The sequence below is a fragment of the Streptococcus sp. 2018WUSS126 genome (assembly GCF_044427425.1).
In the GTDB taxonomy this organism is placed as follows: domain Bacteria; phylum Bacillota; class Bacilli; order Lactobacillales; family Streptococcaceae; genus Streptococcus; species Streptococcus hashimotonensis.
Map to the genome: position 1 here is coordinate 45,942 of NZ_JAOTGB010000012.1, position 19,691 is coordinate 65,632.

Annotated in this window: 14 protein-coding genes; 12 read left to right on the plus strand and 2 right to left on the minus strand. The window is 40.4% G+C overall.

The features are described 5' to 3' along the window. Positions 1-50: 50 nt before the first annotated feature. Complete coding sequence (locus tag ODU34_RS05845) at positions 51-1,337, minus strand: replication-associated recombination protein A (RefSeq protein ID WP_105138861.1); 1,287 nt, start codon at positions 1,335-1,337, stop codon at positions 51-53. A 69-nt stretch (positions 1,338-1,406) separates the two neighbouring features. Here ODU34_RS05845 and ODU34_RS05850 point away from each other — a divergent pair, with 69 nt between their 5' ends. The 3 genes from ODU34_RS05850 to ODU34_RS05860 are packed head-to-tail and all read left to right on the plus strand — an operon-like array spanning position 1,407 to position 2,569. Further along, complete coding sequence (locus ODU34_RS05850) at positions 1,407-1,742, plus strand: MazG nucleotide pyrophosphohydrolase domain-containing protein (RefSeq protein WP_105138860.1); 336 nt, start codon at positions 1,407-1,409, stop codon at positions 1,740-1,742. Between the two features lies 1 nt (position 1,743). Continuing rightward, positions 1,744-2,214, plus strand: coding sequence for a DUF3013 family protein (locus ODU34_RS05855; RefSeq protein WP_105138859.1), 471 nt, complete (start codon positions 1,744-1,746; stop codon positions 2,212-2,214). 1 nt (position 2,215) lies between these two features. Continuing rightward, positions 2,216-2,569 carry an ASCH domain-containing protein gene (locus ODU34_RS05860; RefSeq protein WP_029173673.1) on the plus strand — a complete coding sequence of 118 codons (354 nt, stop codon included), beginning with the start codon at positions 2,216-2,218 and terminating at the stop codon, positions 2,567-2,569. Positions 2,570-2,729: 160 nt separating this feature from the next. Here the strand turns inward: ODU34_RS05860 and ODU34_RS05865 are convergent, their stop codons facing one another. Beyond that, entirely contained in the window at positions 2,730-2,843 is a 114-nt protein-coding gene (locus tag ODU34_RS05865; RefSeq protein ID WP_015647538.1) for a putative holin-like toxin, read from the minus strand. 229 nt (positions 2,844-3,072) lie between these two features. Between ODU34_RS05865 and prmA the strand changes: the two genes are divergently transcribed. From prmA to ODU34_RS05910, 9 genes are all read left to right on the plus strand, one after another. Continuing rightward, positions 3,073-4,026, plus strand: coding sequence for a 50S ribosomal protein L11 methyltransferase (gene prmA / locus ODU34_RS05870; protein ID WP_105138858.1), 954 nt, complete (start codon positions 3,073-3,075; stop codon positions 4,024-4,026). 1 nt (position 4,027) lies between these two features. Then, positions 4,028-4,774, plus strand: a complete 747-nt coding sequence (locus ODU34_RS05875) for a 16S rRNA (uracil(1498)-N(3))-methyltransferase (RefSeq protein WP_105138857.1) — start codon at positions 4,028-4,030, stop codon at positions 4,772-4,774. Positions 4,775-4,777: 3 nt separating this feature from the next. After that, a complete protein-coding gene (locus tag ODU34_RS05880; RefSeq protein ID WP_044763406.1) occupies positions 4,778-4,900 on the plus strand; it encodes a hypothetical protein in 123 nt (40 codons plus the stop codon). Between the two features lie 1,225 nt (positions 4,901-6,125). Next, positions 6,126-13,466, plus strand: a complete 7,341-nt coding sequence (locus ODU34_RS05885) for a SpaA isopeptide-forming pilin-related protein (RefSeq protein ID WP_239514892.1) — start codon at positions 6,126-6,128, stop codon at positions 13,464-13,466. Positions 13,467-13,510: 44 nt separating this feature from the next. Then, the gene (locus ODU34_RS05890) at positions 13,511-15,454 is read left to right on the plus strand and encodes an isopeptide-forming domain-containing fimbrial protein (protein WP_192874224.1); all 1,944 of its coding nucleotides are present in this window, start codon (positions 13,511-13,513) and stop codon (positions 15,452-15,454) included. 23 nt (positions 15,455-15,477) lie between these two features. Then, entirely contained in the window at positions 15,478-16,332 is an 855-nt protein-coding gene (locus tag ODU34_RS05895; RefSeq protein ID WP_398578408.1) for a prealbumin-like fold domain-containing protein, read from the plus strand. Positions 16,333-16,603: 271 nt separating this feature from the next. Then, positions 16,604-17,491, plus strand: coding sequence for a class C sortase (locus ODU34_RS05900; protein WP_044768085.1), 888 nt, complete (start codon positions 16,604-16,606; stop codon positions 17,489-17,491). Beyond that, positions 17,469-18,326, plus strand: a complete 858-nt coding sequence (locus ODU34_RS05905; RefSeq protein WP_105178879.1) for a class C sortase — start codon at positions 17,469-17,471, stop codon at positions 18,324-18,326. Before ODU34_RS05900 ends, ODU34_RS05905 begins: the two co-directional genes overlap by 23 nt. Continuing rightward, positions 18,323-19,147, plus strand: a complete 825-nt coding sequence (locus ODU34_RS05910; protein WP_192874223.1) for a class C sortase — start codon at positions 18,323-18,325, stop codon at positions 19,145-19,147. The genes ODU34_RS05905 and ODU34_RS05910 overlap by 4 nt, the downstream gene beginning before the upstream one ends. Positions 19,148-19,691 lie beyond the last annotated feature (544 nt).

Below are 19,691 nucleotides of genomic sequence, written 5' to 3' on the forward strand. Positions count from 1 at the left end.
GGCAAAAATGTAAGCGGTGTCAAAGGATATGTGCCAAAAAACCAGTTCTATCAAGGATTTTGGCGTCTATTTTTTTTCAAATTTTTTATCTTTTCTTGGGTCATACCCAAGGCACGCTCGTATTTTCCGGTGTCGTTGGCGGTGAAGTAGTCCGCATTCAGTAACTTATCGGGCAGGTATTGCTGGTCCACCCATTTTTCAGGATAGGCATGCGGATACTGGTAGCCAATGGCATTTCCCAGCTCTTTACTACCAGCATAATGCCCGTCCCGCAGGTGATTTGGGATAGGTAGATGACCGTTTTTCCGCAAATCAGCCAGAGCTGCATCCATAGCCAGATAGGCAGAATTGGACTTGGGAGAAAGAGCCAAATCGACTACCACATTGGCAATCAAAATCCGTGCTTCTGGAAAGCCGATTTTCTGGGCAGCTTCAAGGGCCGTCACCGTATGAATCTGAGCCTCTGGATTGGCCAAGCCGATGTCTTCGTAGGCGATGACCGTCAAGCGACGAGCCAGGCTAGGCAGGTCTTCCGCCTCAATCAAACGAGCGGCGTAGTGGAGGCTGGCATTGACATCGCTACCCCGAATGGATTTTTGCAGAGCCGAGAGGATGTCGTAGTGGGCATCGCCGTTCTTGTCCATGCTGATGTAGGACTTTTGCAGGCTATTTTCCACGGCGTCCAGATCAATGTGGCGGCTACCGTCATCACTTTCCTTGGTCGAAAGCACAGCTAATTCTAGCGAATTGTAAGCAGCACGTAGGTCACCGTTGGTGGCGTTGGCTAGGAAATCCAGAGCCTCAGGCTCAATGGTAATGGGGAAGTCAAAACCACGTTCACTGTCTGTCAGAGCCAGTTCCAAGGCCTGTCGGATGTGGCTGGTTTGCAAAGGTTGTAATTCAAAAATCTGCACTCGACTGCGAATGGCAGGCAGAATTGAGAAGAAGGGATTTTCCGTCGTTGCCCCAATCATGATGATATTGCCATTTTCCAAGAGAGGAAGCAGAAAGTCCTGTTTGGTCTTGTTGAGGCGGTGGATTTCATCGAGCATGAGGACCAGGCCGCCAGAAAATTTAGCTTCTTCAGCGATTTCCTGCAGGCGTTTTTGGTTGTCCGTCGTGGCATTAAAGGTTCGAAAGGCATACTTGGTCGTACCAGCAATGGCGGATGCAATCGAGGTCTTGCCAATCCCTGGCGGACCGTAGAGAATCATGGACGACAGCATATTGGCATCAATCATGCGACGGATAATCTTTCCAGGACCGACCAGGTGTTCCTGACCGATGACTTCATCAATGGATTTTGGCCGCATACGAAGGGCGAGATTGGCTGGCATAGGCTTCCTTTCAGTGCATTTATGGTATAATCATTATACTACAATTTTAGGATTTGGAGAGAAACGAAGATGGCGGAGTTGACGGTGGGTGTTTTGGAAGAATACTTGCGTGACCACTATGGGACGACAGTTCCAGAGCAAAGTCTCTTTATGAAATTAGTGGAAGAAATTGGTGAAGTGGCAGAGCTACTGAATCAGCGTTCAGGCCGCAAGATGATGGATTGCGAAGACGACAACTCTGCTCGTCTGGCAGAAGAATTAGCTGATGTTATTCACTATGCTGTAGCCTTGGCAGCGGTGAATCAACTAGATTTAACCAAGTCCATTTTGAAGAAAGACAAGCAGGCTTCCGTCAAATACGGTCGAGAAATAAATTTATTGGAATTTATAGAAAAGAGGAAATAGAATGGCAAAACATGGCTTTTTAGATGTGCTGGAAGCGGCACTGGATAAACATTTTACCTACGATTATGAACTCAACTGGGACAAGAAAAACCACGCGGTTGAGTTGGCCTTCATCTTAGAAGCACAAAATGCGGATGGGATTGAAACGGTGGACGACGAAGGCAATGCCTCTGCAGAGGATATTTTCCTAGAGGAGTATGTCCTTTTCTACAACCAGGACAAGTCTCGCTTTGACGAGGAAGACTACCTGGTCGCTCTGCCATTTGATGCCAAGAAGGGCTTTTCAGCAGAGTTTCTGACCTACTTCGCAGATTTCCTCAAGGATACCGCCGACCAAGGTTTAGACGACCTCATGGACTTTTTGGCGGACCCAGAAGCCCAAGAATTCGCGATTGCTTGGGATAGCGAGGCCTTTGAAAAAGGCAGAGCAGACTTGGTGGAGGGGGAATTTTACCCATATCCGAGGTATTGAGATGGTTCATGAAATGTTACTGGCTCCAAAGCCTTTTGAAATGATGAAGTCTGGTCAGAAGACCATTGAGCTACGACTTTACGATGAGAAGCGCAAGCATATACAAATTGGAGATCGCATCCGTTTTTATTGTACAGAGAATCAGACGCAAACGATCGAGGTGCAAGTATTAGATCTTCACATATTTGATAATTTTGCTCAGTTATACAAAGAACTGGATTTATTGTCTTGTGGGTATACGCAAAGCAGCATCAGAGGGGCGAAACCAGAAGATATGGAAGTTTACTATTCGCGAGAACAGTTAGAACAATATGGTGCAGTAGGTATAGAATTGAGGGTAATAGATTCTATTTGACATTCCGTTTTCTCTCTTGCTTGACTGCAGGTGAAACTTTTGCTATTATAAAAATAGAAAAGGCGCTGAGTTCCAGCTCAACGCCCAGTAGGACCGCTAAACGGTGGTTCAGTTCGTTAGATTAAATAACCGTCAGAACTGTGTCAAAGTTTGCTGACGGTTATTTTTTATCTCGAATAGCTAAAATGATGACGATTATCAAGCTCAGCATTTCAACAAGTAGACTTGCGAATGTGAGCATGACAATCAGTCCATCAGCTACGGACAAAAGCATTCCTCCTTTCTAGCAGATTTGCTGTCCACTTTCATGGGCATCACCTCCGTTCAGAAACTTGGAACCACCGTCTCAAACTTTCCTACACATGTTTATTCGCAGTGCGATTAGAAAATTTCCGAAAAAGTATTATTAGGGCTCCATCGCGTAACATTAACTTGTAAAATAGGCTAGAAATCGGTACAATAATACAGTGATTGACGCATAGAAAAGAAAAGGAACAAGAAACATGAACTCATGGCAAGAATTAACGATTCACGTTCATCGTGATGCAGAAGAAGCAGTTTCAAATCTCATGATTGAAACGGGCAGTCAGGGGGTGGCCATTAGCGACTCGGCTGACTATGTGGGACAGGAGGACCGTTTCGGTGAACTTTATCCCGAGGTGGAGCAGTCAGATATGATTGCGATTACGGCTTATTATCCTGATACTGTAGATATTGAGGAAGTTAAGGCAGACTTGGCAACTCGCTTGGCGGATTTGACAGGCTTTGGCTTGGAAACGGGTCAGGTCAGCCTAGAAAGTCAGGAACTGACAGAGGAAGACTGGGCGGACAACTGGAAGAAATACTATGAGCCAGCCCGCATTACCCACGATTTGACCATTGTGCCATCTTGGACCGACTATGAGGCGACTGCTGGTGAGAAGATTATCCGTCTGGATCCAGGCATGGCTTTCGGTACGGGTACTCATCCAACCACCAAGATGAGCCTCTTTGCTCTTTCTCAGGTCTTGCGTGGTGGCGAAACGGTTATCGATGTTGGTACAGGCTCAGGCGTTCTCTCTATTGCTAGCTCTCTTCTTGGGGCTAAGGAAATCTTTGCTTACGATTTAGATGAAGTGGCGGTGCGTGTGGCTCAGGAAAACATTGACCTCAATGCCAATACTAGCAATATTCATGTCGCAGCAGGCGACCTGCTTCGTGGCGTTGATATTAAAGCGGAAGTTATCGTTGCCAACATCTTGGCGGATATTCTCATCCATCTGACCGAGGATGCCTACCGTCTGGTCAAGGACGAGGGCTACCTGATTATGAGCGGCATCATCGCGGACAAGTGGGACATGGTGCGAGCATCTGCGGAGGCGGCAGGCTTCTTCCTCGAAACCCACATGATTCAGGGCGAGTGGAATTGCTGTATCTTCAAGAAAACAGCTGACCGCTCAGGTGTGATTGGAGGCTAGGATGCAGCAGTATTTTGTCAATGGCAGAGCACCGCAGGGCCTTTTCCAGATTAAGGATAAGGACACTGCCAAGCATATGTTTTCTGTCATGCGCTTGCAGGCAGACGACCAGATTGTCCTGGTATTTGATGACGGGATCAAACGCTTGGCGCGTGTAGTGGACAGTCAGAGCCAATCTGTTGAGATTATCGAAGAACTGGCAGATAATGTTGAATTACCCGTTTCCGTGACCATTGCCATGGGCTTTCCAAAGGGAGATAAGCTCGAATTTGTCGCCCAAAAGGCAACGGAGTTAGGCATGGCAGCCCTCTGGGCCTTTCCAGCTGACTGGTCCGTGGTCAAATGGGACGGTAAAAAACTGGCAAAAAAAGCAGAAAAGTTGGAAAAAATTGCCCAAGGCGCAGCCGAGCAAAGCAAACGCAATCGCGTTCCAGCTGTTCGCTTGTTTGAGAAAAAATCGGATTTTCTAGCTCAACTAGCAGGATTTGACCAGATTATCCTAGCCTACGAAGAGGCTGCCAAAGAAGGTGAACAAGCTAATCTAGTAAAAATCTTGTCTGGCTTAGAACTCGGCCAATCAGTCCTTGTCATTGTCGGTCCAGAAGGTGGCGTGTCGCCTGAGGAAGTAGCCGCATTTGAAGGAGCAGGAGCGGTCAAGACAGGTCTGGGTCCTCGTATCTTACGAGCGGAGACGGCTCCACTCTACGCCCTTTCTGCCATTAGCTACGCGACGGAATTGATGAGGTAGTCCATGTTTGCTTTAGGTACGATTATCAATACGGTGGTCATTGCCCTGGCAGGTTTGCTAGAGTCTTGGTTTGGACATTTACTGAAAGAACGGCATCAGTCGGGGTTGACGATGGGGAATGTTTGAGTCTTTCTTGAACCTGTTAGAATCCTTTGATTATTGGGGTATAGATAGTTAAATGGTAATTGGTTTCAATAATGAAATTGATTCTGATAAAAAACCAGGCAAGTGGGAAAGACGACTATTCCTAGTAGAGTCCGTCTTCTTATCCTTGCCTAACTTCAGTTATGCCTGTGGCTCATTGCCTCATACTAAAAGTAAATTAAAAGACTATAAAATACGAATTGCTGTGATTTTCTTTACAAATCCTATATCCAACTTTTTTACCTCACTTTTGATTTCTAGGGTCAGGCTGAAACAGTTTCTTGGGCTGTCTCAGCACAAACTTTGTTTGTTCAATTTCTAACCTCAAGCAATTCTCTCAGATTGCTAGAGCAATCAACTACTGCACTGAGATATTGATACTAACTTAAAGAAGTGGCGTTGTACTTTTTACCTAGCTGGGCTATTATTTGTGCTAGATTACCTGTGAGTAATTTTTTATTCATGCATGTTAGGCTAAAAGGTGAAAAGTCCTTTTTAGGTAGTTCGGGAATTCTTTATCAAGAATTCAGGGAAGACTCATATATATTAGCTCGGAAATATGAGTTTTTTACAACTAAAATAGCGTCGCCGAAATATTTAAGCTACATCTTTTATTCAATCGAATCCGAAATTAGTCTCTTAATGATTTTGAGAAAAAGTATAATTTTATATATAAAAACGAACAAAATTAGTTTTAGGGTATCTAGAAACTAGTATTGTTCGTTTTTTGTTTTGTTTATCAATCTGCAGAATGACCAGATGAGGTATTTCAAAAAAACAACTCTTTTTGTCCTAGACTCATTAGAGAGTCAGTGTTTGAAATGTAATATGGTGTGATGCATATTTTTTGAAATATGGTTATTTTTATATTAAGGTGACTCTTGTCATTTCCAGATGTTCTTTTTCTATTTTTTCTGTGTTTCTCGCTAAATGTCGCTTGATTTTAGAGGGAAATCAAGTAAGATTGTATATGGAAAAAATCTGTATAAGTGTTATTGTAAAAAGTGAAAACTAGAGGAAGATTGCAGGGAACTTACGGCGATTTGCTATTTATATTATAGTAAATTGAAATAATGGTATTTGAACTATCAATTTCATGTAAGCTTAATAAGTATTAAAGTTGATTTTGTTTATATTTAGAACCGGAAAAGATAATGTCCCTGTATCTCAACTTTAGCAGATTTAGACACAAACCAAGGAGTACGAGATGATAGAATTTAGAAAGAAAGCAGTTCAATTAGCTAGTTTAATGTCAGTTTTTTTTCTATGCACGTATAGTTTTACAGATGCGATGTGTATCATGGCAGAAAGTTTGTCGACCAATGGTGCTTCAAGAATAAGACGCACCTATATCGAAGACAAAAAGGAGTACAAAGATAGATTAAATATTGAGTTAGTAGAATCGTTGTCTAGTCCAGAGACTATAGGTCAAAAAATTACAATAGATAAGCAGAGTTTAGCTACACAGAATTTTAACGAAAAAGGTATAGTAGTTATCACTCAAAAAGGGCTAGAGTTAAAGAAAGATGATTTAGAAAAAGGTTGGAAACTAGATGAGTCATATAACGAGAAGGACCTAGCTATAACAAAGAGTGAGACAGAAAAACGCTCTCTTTCAAATGAATTAGATGTATTGTCAAAAACTGTAGAAGAACTTCCAGTGTATGGAGAAAACTACCATTCCTATAGACTGCTGCCAACAACAGAATTGGATTATTCGGCAGATAATGTAAGTCTGACTTTAAGTTTTACCAAGGTTAGTGAGGTTATTAAGGGGGAGTTAGTAGCGGTAGTAGCTGCGGATCATATCGCATATTTTAAAGCTGAACCGAGTGTCTTTAAGGAGTATTCTCAAGTTACTGAAAAGCCTTCATCTACTGAGGATGTCAATGTAGTAAGCCCTTCTCAAGACCCACCCGTCTCTGAAACAAAAGAAAATGTACCTGACAATTCAGAATCACAAGGAAGTTCAACAGTTCCAGAGTCAGAGCAAGCTGTGGATGCTTTGGTCGAACAACGAGGAGTTATCTGTATCAAATTAACAAAATCTAGTTCTGAACAAGAAGAGGGCATTGAGGATACTGAAAATGAAGCCATCGAAGGTGCTATATTTGAGGTGCGTAATGTAGAAAGTGAAAATCTTGTTTATACTGGTCAGACAGATAAAGATGGTCTCCTAACGATTTCAAATCTTCCGTTGGGAAACTATGCGGTAATTCAAAAATCTACCATAGATGGTTATGAGATTTCTGCCACAAAAGAAGTAGTGGAGTTAACAGTAGCTCAATCAAGACAAAACGTCTCAATTAGCAACTTCCCTAAAAATCCTTTAGAAGGACTTATGCTGAACTCAATATTGGATTCATCTTTGATGCCGCGTTCAGCGAGAGTAGCACGTTCGCTACTTGATGTTTCATTATTTGATAATCCTACTGTGACAGGAAATGCAAATGCCACTACAACGACCACCATATCCGGGAATAAAACAACAACCATCACGCGTGAAGAGTCAAATATAAAATACATTTTTAAACCTATTACAATTTCAATTCCAGGTATTTATCAAAGCTATTCACAAGATGGTGTCTTGAAGAAAAAAGAGGTAGTGGTTGACTCAAATACCAATACCACAAAAATCATTTGGGAATACACTACTACGGTAGGCGGTGCCAATAGCAATATCACCTCCATTAGAAATGCCTTCTCAACAACAACTGACTCTGGTTTGGGTGAACCTAAAATTATTTCTATTACGAAAAATGGCACTCCGATAACAACTAATACGACTTACTATGGAAGTTTCGACAATTTTAAGTCAGCTACCGATAATTTACCAGTTGGAAACGGGACGTATGTCTATACGATTGAGACTCCTGTGGTGATTCCAAGTGATAACTATAGTTTGGATTATCGGTCGGAAGTAACTGTCGATGCTCCAAAGGGCAGCAAGCTTACCTATAATGGTACATCGGTTACCCTAACTCAGAAGGAAACACGTACCTTATCAACAGCAGATACTATTACGCTTCCAGCTAAAAATGATGGTGGTCCTCTAGGGGACTTAAAAGTAGATACGGTCAATACTTCCAATACCAATCGTACAATTGGTAAGTATCGTGATAATGACGATAAGGTCATCGAATGGACTAGTTCACAACTAAATGATACGTCGACAACCCAAAGGTTTACATTTGATGTTGCCCTAGATAGCTCACAAGCTGCCCATGAATATAAGGTTTATATATATGAACCAAGTAATGGAACCTATACTGAAACTAGATCTGAAACAGTTAATCCGTCTGGGAACCAGATTACGGTTGACAATGTTCCGGCAGGTGCGGTCGCTTTGGTTAAGATAGTGACAAATGTGAAAGACGAAAAAGTTAATCACACCATTTCAGGAGCACAACTAGAAGCGCTGAAAGGTGATATAAAAATCCAGAAGAATTGGGAGGCTGATAGTGATAAGGTAGATGTGACCTTTACGGTTAATGGGGGAAGTTTAACTAATCGTAAGGAAACACTTAGCGCAAATAATACACAAATTACGATTGCTAATGTTGATAAGTTTTCTGGTATGGGAAGTACAGCAACTAAAAAGAGGATATATTATGATGTGACCGAAGCTGTTCCATCAGGTTATATTCTTTCTAGCGCACAGACTGACTGGGAAAATCTTTACTATGTCTTTACAAATAAAAAGGATAATACCACGACACCAGTATTCCCACCAGATACTTGCGGAAACTATGGGGTAAGCAGTATAGACCTTGTAAGCATCAATTATGTCATGTATAAATCAGGTTCTAAAATTTGGGGTGGTTTTGACGGTTCGATGAAAATGAACTTGAAAATACCTGCTTTTGCGCGTGCAGGAGATTCATTTACTTTAGAATTGCCACCAGAGTTAAAGTTAAGTCATGTTGCAAATCCTAATGTTGCATGGTCCACTGTGTCTGCAAATGGTAAGGTGATAGCAAAAGTTTATCACGAAAAAGATAATTTAATTCGCTTTGTATTGACTACAGAGGCTTATTCCGTACAAGAGTACAATGGTTGGTTTGAGATTGGAGTTCCAACCAGTAATGTGATTAAAATCAATAATAAAGCAACTACAGAACTATATAAAACAGGGGTACTTCCAAACCTTCCTGAGTGGTATACAACGACTACTCGCAATCAGACATTGATTAATAAGAAACTGAGCTTCAAATCCACCTATAATGGAAGTGGAATGAATTGTGAAAAGACTATACAAGCAGATGGAAGCTTAGATGCTACGAATAACGACAATCGTGAGGGAGGACTATCTAGGTTTGGAGGAATAAATAAATATCAATATAGCCAGACTGTGGATACTTTTACTTGGGAATTAGTTTATAATGCAGGGGGAAATAATATAGGTAGAGCTCGCGGCGACAATCGAAAGTTTTGGGATTTTTTACATCCAGGTTTAGAATTATATCCAAATGGGAACGTATCGAGTAGTATACCTCAATCTATTGAAATTTTCATAGCAGATGGTACCAAGGCTATGTCTTATTCTAAGGATAGTTTAGTTAAACTGGATTATAAAGGTACTTCATATAATGGAGATATCCATCACTATGGTTTGCCAGACAATAGCATAGGTGTATCTGTAAGAGTTTATAGAGAAAACAATTCATATTCTTCATTTGATGGTTTCACTAGTACTCATACAATTGAATTTTATCATGATGGTAATACGGCCAATAAGGCGATTGTTGTACGATTGAAGGAGAAGAAAAAGTATAAGACGAATGGATTGTATTATAATGGTATGAGTGTGAAATGGAGTAGTCCAGTCATGGGTGGAGGAAGAACCACTAATATCTATCGTCGTGAGGGAGATACAGTATCACAAGGTGGTGCTTATCCTGTAGATTGGTATGGTTTTAAACTGAAAAAGGTTGGAATTAAAAATGGTCAGAAAATTCCACTTTCAGGTGCGATTTTCACATTATATAAAGGAAATGAACCGTATCGAACCGCCGTTTCAGATGATAATGGAGATATTCAGTTTTCGGAGATAATCGGCGGCACCTACACCTTCAAGGAAACTAGTGCACCACCTGGCTATATCTTAGATCCGACAGAGCACACTATTGTTGTAACCGATAATCAAAATATTACCATTGACGGGAAAAAATATGATGTCAATAAGCCAACAGAAGTTGTTAATACTAAATCAACTACACTTCAAATCAATAAATTTGAATTTGGTGAAAGTAAGCCATTGAAAGGAGCTGTCTTTAGACTGCAGAGTAAAAATGGTGGAAATTATGATGTCACAATAGGAGAAGTTCTTCCTGCAAGTCAGTTTATTTTCTCTAACCTCGCAAAAGGCATGTATACTTTGACGGAGACAAAAGCTCCTGCGGGTTATAAAACGATTCCTCCTCTTGATATTGAGGTTTATGAGGAAAACGGAGAGCTAAAAGTACGTAAATTAACAGACACTTCCAATACACAGACGGGAGCGGTAGAAGTTGTCAACGGAAACTTTAGTATAAATGTTGTTGACGAGGACTTTAGTACTGAGTTCACCAAGGTAAATGAGCAAGATCAGCCACTTGCAGATGCAGTGTTTGAGCTTCGTCAGATAACCCAAACAGGCTACAAACGAGTTCTAACAGGCTTAACTTCAAATAGTCAAGGCAAGCTCCGTGTGGACCACTTGCAAGGTGGTACAACCTATGAACTTTGGGAAACTAGTGCGCCAGCAGGTTATAGTAAGTTAACAAAAGCTGCGGCACGATTTACGGTATCTGAGACTGGAACTATCAGTTTTGAATCTGGTACTAGTGAGCGTATTATTAACCGCCCTCCAACTTATAAAGTTAAAGTGCAGAAAATTGATGCACTGACTGGACAGAAAGTAACTGTGCAGACACGTATTGGTATTACGGATAGCCAAGGGAATGTAATTGATGGGCAAATTTCAAACTTTGACAATGGAGAGTTCAGCTTCCCTAAAAACTTTGCCCCAGGGACTTACTATATCAAGGAAGAAAAAACTCCATCGGGTTATATCGGCTTATCAGGTTTGGTACCATTCACTATTCGGGCAGATGGTATAGTAGAAGTGAATAGTGATTATCTTGAAGGTATTGATGTGACGACGAGCTCGCCAGATACGATTACGATAAAAGTCAAGAACTATCCACTCGGTAAATTCAAAGTTAGCAAGCGTGTTAAAGGGATTAGTGATTTGACCAACCTTATCACTGGACAAATGACCTTTACTTTGACAAAGAATGACGATCCGACCATCACCATTGTCAAACAGCAAGCTGCAAACCAAGACTTTGTTTTTGAAAACCTCCAGCCTGGGGTCTATACTCTGACAGAAACACAAGCCCCATCTGGCTATATCAAATCGACAGAAAACTACACGATTTATGTTAATAGGGATGGCAGTGTCCGTTTCTACTCTGACTCGGATATAAGTAGTCACATAGCAAGTGGTTTGCATGTGATAAAATCTGCAGAGATTGCTATGGCCTCTACCTATGGCTATAGTACAGAAGATAAGGCGCTGGACAGTGATTTGACAACCGGTGCCTTGTACCAACTCTCAAGTTCGACTTTGAATGAAGGACAATGGTGGGGAGTGAACTTAGGTTCGCCTCAGCGCGTAACGCAAATTCGCTTTGCTCAAGGTAAAAATACCACAAACGGTAGTGACCATGACAAAATGGATAGCTATGCCCTTGAGTATTCACCGGATGGTATCACCTATCAATCAATTGGTAATTTCACCGAGACCGACCTTACTCAGACTGTAGATATCTATGCTCAATACATTCGTGTACGGAATCTACAGACGGGAACAAATAGATGGTTGGGAATCCGAGAATTGCAGGTAAGTGTTCGAGATGCTACCCAAACGATTGAAGCAGGTGGAAGTGATGTTGCCGCTAATGTTATTAAAATCGGTAACATCGAAAATCCAGAGTTCAAAATTGAGAAAGTAGATGCGAATAACAAGCAAATCTCAAAACCTGTTACCTTTAAGCTCTATAAAGTTGACGATAGTACAACAGAGGCAACTGTATCAAGCGCCTCTCTTGACGATACCAATCTCGTACAAACCTTGACATTTACAGGTCAAAGCAGTTTGACACGATTAACTGCGACAGCGCTTGGCAAATATGTTCTTGTAGAGACACAAGCACCAGAAGGTTATGACGGTTTGAGTGCACCGGTATTGTTGGAGTTATACGAAACAACGCAAGCTTATGCGGTAACGCAACAGAAAGCTGTGACACGTTTTAGAGTTTTAAATCAAACTAATTCGGTTAGTGTAACAGATTTACCTGGTGTTAGTGGTGCTCTTGCAAATGCGATCAGCATTAAAGTGAAAAATAACGAGCGTAGGTACAATCTTAAAATCAAAAAACGTGATTATCACCATCCGACTCTTGGTTTAAATGCTCACTTTGAACTTGTTACAGATGCTGGTCATCCAGTTGTAATTGATGGTGTTAATATGGAAGGGAATACAGATAGTGCTGACAACAGTATCACCTTCTCGAACTTGCCAGTTGGCGTCTATATTTTGAAAGAGACAGTTGTTCCTACGGGAGGCTATCGCCCTGTTAATCAATTACAAGATACCAAATTTGAAATCCGACCAGATGGTAGTTTACAAATTTTAGAGTCAGATTCGAATATGGTGACAGTTGATACGTCACAAGGTGCTACCCTTGAAATCACCATCAAGAACTTCAAGCAATTTAAGTTCAGACTCCAAAAAACAGATAATCGTGACGAGAATCACCTTCTAAATGGTGCAACATTTAAAATTTACAGTGATCCAAACAATGATGGTGTTGAGGATACCGAAGTTGCTAGTGGTGTGACGAAAAATGGTCTCTTTGAAACATCTTTGAGTTTTGGTTACTACATTTTGGAAGAAACTGTTGCGCCAACGGGATATCAATTAAATCCTAAGAAATACCGTTTCCAGATAAACCATGATGGAACGACCAAACTTCATAATGGAGATAATCAGGTTACCTTAGCTGAAAGGGTAGATGGCGATAATGTTATTCTCTTTAACATGAAGAATACAAAACAAACAACCCACATCAAACTTGCTAAACGGTCTTATAGCGATCCTACGCAACGTCTAGAAGCTCAGTTTGAGTTGACAGAAAGCAATAATCCTCAAGCAATCCCAGTTGTTAAAACCACGACTACAACAGGGGATGAAGTCCTCTTTGACAATTTAGCAGTAGGGAAAACCTATATCTTGAAAGAAACAGTAGCCCCTGACGGCTATCAAAAGATTGAAAAGGAATTCCATATTAATATTGGTGCAGATGGGGCTATCTCTATCCAAGATGGAGAGGACCTCATCAGTCTAGACAATACGGATAATCACCTGATTATCGTGAAAAACCTCCGCAAAGGAGAATATCCGAAAACAGGTGGTATGGGTATCATTCCATATATTGCATTAGGGGGGGTGATGATGTTCATTGCTTTTGCCGTTGAGCAACATCGGAAATATACTAGATAGTTCCTAATGTAAACAAAATAAGAAATAAAAAATAGGAGTATACAATGAAAAAATTGACGAAATTATTTTCGGTGTTTACTGTGTTCCTAACGGTGCTCGGTTCACTGATAAATATTAAACACTTAGTCCATGCCGAAGATACGGCTAGCACAACCGTTATTGTTCACAAAATTGTGATGAACGAAACAGACTTTAATAACTTTAACTATAAAGAAGATTTATCCAAATATAATGGTAATTCAATCGGAGATTTGAAGAATTATTTTGGTAATTCTGCCGTGGAAGTTGCGGGAGTAAATTTCAAAGTATGGCAAAAAGTCGAGACAAAAGCTGATGGTACTAAGACAGGTGTTGAACTTGGTATTGCTGGTGATAATGATAACTACAAACTTGCTACAAACTATTCTAACGGTGTTGAAACAACAGCTAATGGTGCAACATTCACTTTAGCTAATGGGATTTATATCTTCACTGAAGATAAAGAAAAGTCACCATACTACAACCAAAATGGTAGTGAATTGACTGGTATGAAAGCTGTACCATTCAAGCTTGAATTGCCACAGGCTAAAACAGATGGTTCTGGATACTTTGATACCCAAACTCCTCTTCACGTGTATCCAAAGAACACTGAAAACAAACCTGAAATCACAAAAGCGTTCACTGATAAGGCAAATATTGGAGATAATGGTGTAAAAAATGTTGAAATCGGTCAAGAAATTGGTTACACTATTACAACAAAAGTTCCTAAGGACGCAGCATATAAGACATTTGCTTGGGAAGATACCATGCTTAAAGGTCTTGACTTCAAGCTAGACTCACTACAAATCGCAGATGATAAAGGTCTTAACCTTCAAAAAATTACAGACTACACTTTGACACAAACTGTACGTGGGTTCATGGTGCAATTGAATCCTGATGGCCTTGCGAGATTGGAAGAAAAAGCAAAGGAAGGTGAAGTGAAATTCACTTTGACCTACAAGGCTACTTTAAATGACTCAGCTAAAGTTGATTCTGGAATCCCTAACAAGGTTAAATTGATCTACGGTAACCGTCCAAGCGAGTTCTCTGAACCAAAATCAACAACACCAAAAGATGGAGAAATCACTGTTGAAAAAGAATGGGACGAAGGCTTAACTCCAATTGATGTTAAGTTTGGTATCTATGAAAAAGCTACTGGTGTTAAAGTTGATGAGATTACACTTCAGAAAGGTCAAAAATCTGTATCTAAAACAGGTCTTAAGGGAGGAGTTGAGTACCTTGTTATTGAGGAAACGGATGTAGTAGCCTCTCTTCCAGATTACACTGTTATTGAAGAAGGTAAAATCAAAGTAAAAAACAAGAAAAACCCGAACCCAACTCCGCTTGAGCCAGAAGAGCCAAAAGTTATCACATATGGTAAGCGTTTTGTGAAGACTGATGATAAGGAATTGAATGCTAGTACGAAATTACTCGGTGCAGAGTTTATTGTTCGTAAAGAGGGCGAAGAGAAATACCTTGCTTTGAAAGCGACTGCTACAAAAGATGCAGAAGTTTCAGACTATACCCAAAAAGAAGCTGCCTATATTGCAGCCGTCAAAGAAAAAGCTACTGATATTGATCAGAAAAAAGCCTTGCGCGATGCAGCGTACGAAGCAATGAACATGCAATGGACTTGGGTAGATAGTAAAGATGGTGCTTTCAAATTTGTATCATCAACAGATGGTAAGTTTGAAGTCAAAGGTCTTGTGGCTGGTCAATATGAACTTATTGAAACAAAAGCCCCAGAAGGATATGCGCTTCTTACTACAACTGTGAAATTTATTGTAGGTCCAAATACATGGGGGCAAACAGATGATATTACTGCTGAAAACTTCCAACAAGTTAAAAACAAAAAAGTAACTATTCCACAAACGGGTGGTATCGGTACACTTGTCTTCACAATTGTAGGTTTGAGTACTATGGTATTTGCCTTTATCGCGATGAAAAAGCGTCAATCTGAAGAAGCTTAATTATTACTAGAAAGGAGGGGCAGATGAAAACAGTAAGACAAATAATATGTTGCCTTGTCGCTATAATGTGTGTATTATCATTGCCCTCGCTTTCACTCCAAGCGCAAGATTCTTTTGATGTTCAGGTTCATATTCCTCTCCCTAATGGAATAGATGCCAGTCAAGTTTCGACGGGTTTGGAGGCTTGGTACATCGCTTCAGAAGAACCCGTTTCTTCTGAACAGTTGGCAGATTCTTTATATCAAAAAAGTCGGTCTGAGTTGACCAGTCTCTATGGTGAGCCAATTTCTTCTCAAGCTCTTTCTCCAGAAGGTCAAGCCACTTTTCGAGGATTGACTAAGGGATGGTATTATGTTCGGCAAGTAGGAAAGCCTACGAGTCTAGAAGTTATCCCATTCTTGATGAATGTAGGTAGAGGTGTTACAAAGATTGAGGCTAAGGTCAGGAGACCTAGCGAAGAAAAGGGTAGTAAGCCGTTTTTAAAGGTATCAACCAGCACCGCCCCTTTATCTGGGGCAGAGTTTGCGGTTCTTGAGGAAGTAGGCGGAGAATTGAAGGAAGTGATAGTCGACGGCAATTCTTATCACGTCACTTCAAGTTCGAATGGTCAGTTTGTGGTAGGTCCTCTTCCTTATGGTATTTACTACTTAAAAGAGGTCAAGGCCCCTACTGGCTACATTTTATCTCAAGATACGATTCCTTTTGAAATAACCTCGGATTCACATGTGTCCGAGATCATTAAGATTAAGAATAAACCTGTTACACCTCCTGGAATTGAAATTCCATATACAGGAAATGTGGTGGTAATTGCAGTTTTATCTACCGGTATTTTGCTCTTCTTGCTAGGTTATCGCTTGGTAACTTATACTAAGCGATAACGTTTGACAGACTAGAATAGAGGGAAAATCCCATTGTCAGGTTGAATCTGGGGCAATGGGATTTTTCGTTTTAAAGTTGGATTATGGTATAATAAAAGCAGAATGTAGGGGATTTTATACTCTTCAAAAATCAAAATTATCCGTTGTCAACTAGCCTTGATGAACTCCAGTTCTGTCTTCGGCTTTGTTTCCCAGGCTACTTTTGGTTTTCATTGAGTATTAGCTTTGCAATGCAGTAGAAAGACAATGGAAGAATAATAAAGTTCGGATTATGATACAGAAAAAATCGGGAAAAACTACAAAGAGAAAAAAGAAAAGCAATATCCCCTTTTACTTGGTATTTTTGATTGGATTTGGGATTTTACTTTATCCTCATGTTTCTAATTTTTATTATCGATATGAGTCGGATCAGCTGACTAATTCTTTCGACCAAGAAAAAAAGACCTTAGCTTCTGAGGAGGTTAAGGAACGAATGGATTTGGCTCAAGCTTTTAATGAGAGTCTGAATAATGTGGTTTCAGAGGATCCGTATACCAAATCACGACATGAAGCTGGACGGGTAGAGTATGCACGGATGCTGGAATTGCATGAAAAGATAGGTTATGTTGAAATTCCAAAAATTGAGGTCAAGCTTCCTGTTTATGCAGGAACTTCTGAGACCGTTCTTCAAAAAGGTGTAGGGCATTTGGAAGGAACATCCTTACCGATTGGGGGGAGCGATACCCATACTGTCTTAACGGCTCATACAGGTTTACCCAAAGCTCGGTTATTCACAGACTTAACGAAGGTAAAAATCGGTGATACTTTCTACATTCACAATATCGTAGAAACATTAGCGTATGAAGTAGATCAAATAGTGGTTGCTGAACCAACTCAATTTGAGGAATTGCTGGTCAAGCCTGGGCAGGACTATGCAACCTTGCTAACCTGTACGCCTTACATGGTGAATACGCACCGTTTATTGGTACGCGGTCATCGTATTCCTTATGTTGCAGAAGAGCATCTTAAAGCGTCTGAAAATGCAGAGAAGCGTATTCTTATTCGTTATCTTCTTTATGCGCTCGGAATGTTTGTCGGTATTTTACTGATTTTCTTATTAACAAAAAGGCGGAAAAATAAAAAGAAAGTGACGAGTAATGATGAAACGTTCACAACTTAGAAAGGGAATGTCTAAACAGTCCATACTCTTGAAGCTTTTATTTCTCTTTGGTTTAGTAGTGACGCTGTATCCGTGGATTTCTCAATATTATTATCGTTATGACTCTGATTATAAAATCCAATCATTTTATGAACAAGCACAACAGTTACCGAGTGAAGAAGTTCTGAAAAGGTTGGAGCATGCTAGGGCCTACAACCAGACCTTGGAACCTCACAAATTGCAAGATCCTTACACAGAAGAAGAGAAGGCTGGGGTAGTGGAATACGCTCGTATGCTTGAGGTGAAGGAGAAAATTGGTTTTGTAGAAATTCCGAAAATCAACGAGCGAATTCCTATATACGCTGGTACAACTGAGGAAGTATTACAAAAAGGAGCGGGGCATTTGGAAGGTTCCTCCTTGCCAGTTGGTGGAGAAAGTACTCATACTGTGATTACGGCGCATCGTGGTCTTCCTAATGCTTCGCTATTTACCAATCTCGATTATTTAAAAGTCGGGGATCAATTCTACATTCATAATATAGCTGAGGTCTTGGCTTATGAGGTGGACCAGATTTTAGTTGTTGAACCGAATAATTTTGATCCTGTTATAGTTCAAAACGGAAAAGACTATGCAACCTTGCTAACCTGTACTCCTTATATGATTAACAGCCATCGTTTGTTGGTACGTGGACATCGCGTTCCTTATGAGCCGAAAGTTGCCATCAAGCAAAAACCGGCATTCTTTTTGGATATGCTAACGCTATCCTACTTGGTAGCCCTATTAATCATAGTAGTGATTGTTATTATCCTCTATCTTCTCCGTAGGAAGAAGTATCAGAAGGTGGAAATGAAATGATGAAAAGAATAGGATATATTTTCATGTTGGTTGGTTTGTTGCTTCCTTTAGTGTTACTGACCAATATGTCAGTGCAGGAGTTTCAAGTTTTCCAACAGTATCGGTCTTATCGTAGGAATTCTAAATTCTTTTCGACAGAGCAACTCGAGGAAATTAAGGCTTATGGGGAACAGGTTAGTGGTGGTGACTTACCCACAGTTGATCCCTTTGCAGAGAAAAATGATTCAAATAGTACCGATGTGTTGTCTTCTGAATTAATGGAAGGGGCAATTGGTTATTTGAGTATTCCAAAAATTGAAATTCGACAACCTATTTATGTTGGGGCAACCAGTGAACATTTAAATGATGGAGTTGCTTCTGTTATAGGAACAGCTTTACCTATAGGTGGAATAGGTCGACGAAGTGTCATTGCCGGTCACCGTAGTTGGTACAATGATCTCAGATTTTTCCGACTGTCAGAGTTGAGAGAAGGTGATAAGATTTTTATTGAGGTTGGCGGGAGGACGCTGACGTATTTGGTAAAAAATACAGAAGTGATAAAAGCAACAGATTGGCAAAAGTTATTACCTGTTGAGGGTCAGGATATGGTAACCTTGTTGACATGTGATCCACTAGTTCCTCCTTTTGATTATCGCTTGTTAGTCAATGCTTATCGCGAATCAGATGTAATAGAGGAAGCTGATGAAGTGAGCCAGACCAGTCAACGTGAAATAAAGCAGTTTCAGCAATATTCATTCAGTCTTGTATTTTACCTGACGATGTTTGGTTGGGTCTTGTTGCTTTATATCCTTTACCGTTTTATTAGAATCTGTATTTGGTAGGATGAAGGGCGTTTTTGGTCAAAAGAGGGTTGAAACAAAGATAGGCTTCCTCCTAGTGAGTATGAATTTATACTCTTCGAAAATCAAAAGCAGACGTTGTTAACTTGATTTGATGAACTTCAGTTCTATCTGCATCTGCGTCGCCTAGTCTGATTTTGATTTTCATTGAGTATTAACGAAAGTTGGTTAAGAAATTAGTCCAAAATAATGGGAATAAAAGAAAAACACAGACAGCTTAGCTGGATTTCATCAAAATCAGCTTGAGTCTATCTGTGTTTTTTTATTGAGTGCAAAAGGGTATTGGTATAGTGACAAGTCGTACGAACGCCTCTTTATACTCTTCGAAAACCAAAATTATCCGTTGTCAAGAGCCTTGATGAGTGAAAAGCTCCAGTGGAGGTTTTCAGCCTGTTACCTTGAAATAGGATAGTAACAGAGTTCTATCTTCGACTTCGTTTCCTAGGCTGCTTTTGATTTTCATTGAGTATTAAGAGGTTCGTGACGAGTCAAAAGCAATGAGGCTTGAACAAGGGCTAGTTTTTGC

Bases quoted from the DNA above. Each gene is read 5' to 3' on its own strand.
- ODU34_RS05845 (WP_105138861.1), bottom strand. From the start codon at position 1,337: ATGCCAGCCAATCTCGCCCTTCGTATGCGGCCAAAATCCATTGATGAA.
- ODU34_RS05850 (WP_105138860.1), top strand. From the start codon at position 1,407: ATGGCGGAGTTGACGGTGGGTGTTTTGGAAGAATACTTGCGTGACCAC.
- ODU34_RS05855 (WP_105138859.1), top strand. From the start codon at position 1,744: ATGGCAAAACATGGCTTTTTAGATGTGCTGGAAGCGGCACTGGATAAA.
- ODU34_RS05860 (WP_029173673.1), top strand. From the start codon at position 2,216: ATGGTTCATGAAATGTTACTGGCTCCAAAGCCTTTTGAAATGATGAAG.
- ODU34_RS05865 (WP_015647538.1), bottom strand. From the start codon at position 2,843: ATGCTTTTGTCCGTAGCTGATGGACTGATTGTCATGCTCACATTCGCA.
- prmA (WP_105138858.1), top strand. From the start codon at position 3,073: ATGAACTCATGGCAAGAATTAACGATTCACGTTCATCGTGATGCAGAA.
- ODU34_RS05875 (WP_105138857.1), top strand. From the start codon at position 4,028: ATGCAGCAGTATTTTGTCAATGGCAGAGCACCGCAGGGCCTTTTCCAG.
- ODU34_RS05880 (WP_044763406.1), top strand. From the start codon at position 4,778: ATGTTTGCTTTAGGTACGATTATCAATACGGTGGTCATTGCCCTGGCA.
- ODU34_RS05885 (WP_239514892.1), top strand. From the start codon at position 6,126: ATGATAGAATTTAGAAAGAAAGCAGTTCAATTAGCTAGTTTAATGTCA.
- ODU34_RS05890 (WP_192874224.1), top strand. From the start codon at position 13,511: ATGAAAAAATTGACGAAATTATTTTCGGTGTTTACTGTGTTCCTAACG.
- ODU34_RS05895 (WP_398578408.1), top strand. From the start codon at position 15,478: ATGAAAACAGTAAGACAAATAATATGTTGCCTTGTCGCTATAATGTGT.
- ODU34_RS05900 (WP_044768085.1), top strand. From the start codon at position 16,604: ATGATACAGAAAAAATCGGGAAAAACTACAAAGAGAAAAAAGAAAAGC.
- ODU34_RS05905 (WP_105178879.1), top strand. From the start codon at position 17,469: ATGATGAAACGTTCACAACTTAGAAAGGGAATGTCTAAACAGTCCATA.
- ODU34_RS05910 (WP_192874223.1), top strand. From the start codon at position 18,323: ATGATGAAAAGAATAGGATATATTTTCATGTTGGTTGGTTTGTTGCTT.